The organism is Pseudoalteromonas aquimarina (genome assembly GCF_049257255.1).
Taxonomy (GTDB): Bacteria; Pseudomonadota; Gammaproteobacteria; order Enterobacterales; family Alteromonadaceae; genus Pseudoalteromonas.
This window is the reverse complement of sequence record NZ_JBMMUG010000018.1, coordinates 1,694-4,843: the sequence shown is the minus strand read 5'-3', so window position 1 is coordinate 4,843 and position 3,150 is coordinate 1,694. Positions and strand designations below refer to the sequence as shown.

Annotated in this window: 2 rRNA genes; both read right to left on the bottom strand. The window is 49.5% G+C overall.

Features of this window, described 5'->3' with window-relative positions:
• Positions 1-10: 10 nt before the first annotated feature.
• A 5S ribosomal RNA gene (gene rrf / locus AAEU29_RS20975) occupies positions 11-125 on the bottom strand.
• A 118-nt stretch (positions 126-243) separates the two neighbouring features.
• Positions 244-3,127: ribosomal RNA gene (locus tag AAEU29_RS20970) — 23S ribosomal RNA — on the bottom strand.
• Positions 3,128-3,150 lie beyond the last annotated feature (23 nt).

Below are 3,150 nucleotides of genomic sequence, written 5' to 3'. Positions count from 1 at the left end.
TTAATTAGGAGCTTGGCGATGTTCTACTTTCACATGGGCGAACCCACACTATCATCGACGCTGTTTCGTTTCACTTCTGAGTTCGGCATGGAGTCAGGTGGTTCCAAAACGCTATGGTCACCAAGCAAATTTGGTTGACTTAAGAGTCTTCTTAAATCTAAATCTGGAAAGCTTTTTAGTAAAGTATCTACTTTAGTTCTTAATCTATTCAACTTCTGCGGGTCTAAACCACTTTGGCGTTGTATGGTTAAGCCTCACGGGTAATTAGTACGAGTTAGCTTAATGCCTCACAGCACTTCCACATCTCGCCTATCAACGTTGTAGTCTTCAACGGCCCTTCAGTTAACTTAAAGTTAAAGTGAGAACTCATCTCGAGGCTCGCTTCCCGCTTAGATGCTTTCAGCGGTTATCGATTCCGAACGTAGCTACCGGGCAATGCAATTGGCATCACAACCCGAACACCAGCGGTTCGTCCACTCCGGTCCTCTCGTACTAGGAGCAGCCCCTCTCAATTCTCAAACGCCCACGGCAGATAGGGACCGAACTGTCTCACGACGTTCTAAACCCAGCTCGCGTACCACTTTAAATGGCGAACAGCCATACCCTTGGGACCGACTTCAGCCCCAGGATGTGATGAGCCGACATCGAGGTGCCAAACACCGCCGTCGATATGAACTCTTGGGCGGTATCAGCCTGTTATCCCCGGAGTACCTTTTATCCGTTGAGCGATGGCCCTTCCATTCAGAACCACCGGATCACTATGACCTACTTTCGTACCTGCTCGACGTGTCTGTCTCGCAGTTAAGCTTGCTTCTACCATTACACTAACCGTACGATGTCCGACCGTACTTAGCAAACCTTCGTGCTCCTCCGTTACTCTTTGGGAGGAGACCGCCCCAGTCAAACTACCCACCAGGCACTGTCCACAACCCCGATTCAGGGGCCTATGTTAGAACATCAACACTACAAGGGTGGTATTTCAAGGACGGCTCCACAGAAACTAGCGTCTCTGCTTCAAAGCCTCCCACCTATCCTACACATGTAGGGTCAATGTTCAGTGCCAAGCTGTAGTAAAGGTTCACGGGGTCTTTCCGTCTAGCCGCGGGTACACAGCATCTTCACTGCGATTTCAATTTCACTGAGTCTCGGGTGGAGACAGCGTGGCCATGGTTACACCATTCGTGCAGGTCGGAACTTACCCGACAAGGAATTTCGCTACCTTAGGACCGTTATAGTTACGGCCGCCGTTTACCGGGGCTTCGATCAAGAGCTTCGCCGAAGCTAACCCCATCAATTAACCTTCCGGCACCGGGCAGGTGTCACACCCTATACGTCTTCTTTCGAATTTGCAGAGTGCTGTGTTTTTAATAAACAGTCCCAGCCACCTAGTCACTGCGACTCTCGCCAGCTTAGAGAGCAAGTCTCATCACCAGTAAGAGCGTACCTTCTCCCGAAGTTACGGTACAATTTTGCCTAGTTCCTTCACCCGAGTTCTCTCAAGCGCCTTAGTATTCTCTACCTGACCACCTGTGTCGGTTTGGGGTACGATTCGAAATAATCTGAAGCTTAGAGGCTTTTCCTGGAAGTATGGCATCAACAACTTCCACTCCGTAGAGTGTCGTCTCGTATCTCAGCCTTAAAGAATCCCGGATTTTCCTAAGATTCAAGCCTACATACTTTCACATGGACAACCAACGCCATGCTTGTTTAGCCTGCTCCGTCCCCCCATCGCAATTATTCCAAGTACGGGAATATTAACCCGTTTCCCATCGACTACGCCTTTCGGCCTCGCCTTAGGGGTCGACTCACCCTACCCTGATTAGCATGGGATAGGAACCCTTGGTCTTCCGGCGAGCGGGTTTTTCACCCGCTTTATCGTTACTCATGTCAGCATTCGCACTTCTGATACCTCCAGCATACCTCCCGGTACACCTTCAACAGCTTACAGAACGCTCCCCTACCCCGCGAATAAATTCGCAGCCGCAGCTTCGGTGGTATGTTTAGCCCCGTTACATCTTCCGCGCAGACCGACTCGACCAGTGAGCTATTACGCTTTCTTTAAAGGATGGCTGCTTCTAAGCCAACCTCCTGGCTGTCTGGGCCTTTCCACATCGTTTCCCACTTAACATACACTTTGGGACCTTAGCTGGCGGTCTGGGTTGTTTCCCTCTCCACGACGGACGTTAGCACCCGCCGTGTGTCTCCCGGATATTACTTATTGGTATTCGGAGTTTGCAAAGGGTTGGTAAGTCGGGATGACCCCCTAGCCTTAACAGTGCTCTACCCCCAATAGTATTCGTCCGAGGCTCTACCTAAATAGATTTCGGGGAGAACCAGCTATCTCCCGGTTTGATTAGCCTTTCACTCCTAGCCACAGGTCATCCGCTAGCTTTTCAACGATAGTCGGTTCGGTCCTCCAGTCAGTGTTACCTGACCTTCAACCTGCCCATGGCTAGATCACCGGGTTTCGGGTCTATACCCAGCAACTAAACGCGCAGTTAACGCTCGCTTTCACTACGGCTCCCCTAAACGGTTAACCTCGCTACTGAATATAAGTCGCTGACCCATTATACAAAAGGTACGCAGTCACAGAACGAATCTGCTCCTACTGCTTGTACGTATACGGTTTCAGGTTCTATTTCACTCCCCTCACAGGGGTTCTTTTCGCCTTTCCCTCACGGTACTGGTTCACTATCGGTCAGTTGGGAGTATTTAGCCTTGGAGGATGGTCCCCCCATATTCAGTCAAAGTTTCACGTGCTCCGACCTACTCGATTTCACTTTAGATAAGTTTTCATGTACGGGACTATCACCCTGTATCGTTGAACTTTCCAGAACATTCCATTAACTACACTAAAGCTTAAGGGCTAATCCGATTTCGCTCGCCGCTACTTTCGGAATCTCGGTTGATTTCTTTTCCTCGGGGTACTTAGATGTTTCAGTTCTCCCGGTTCGCCTCACTTACCTATGTATTCAGTAAGTGATACCACTAAGTGGTGGGTTTCCCCATTCGGAAATCCTAGTCTCAAGCGCTTTTTACTAGCTTGACTAGGCTTATCGCAAGTTAATACGTCCTTCATCGCCTCCAACTGCCAAGGCATCCACCGTATACGCTTAGTCACTTAACCATACAACCCAAAATGGTTTGTAT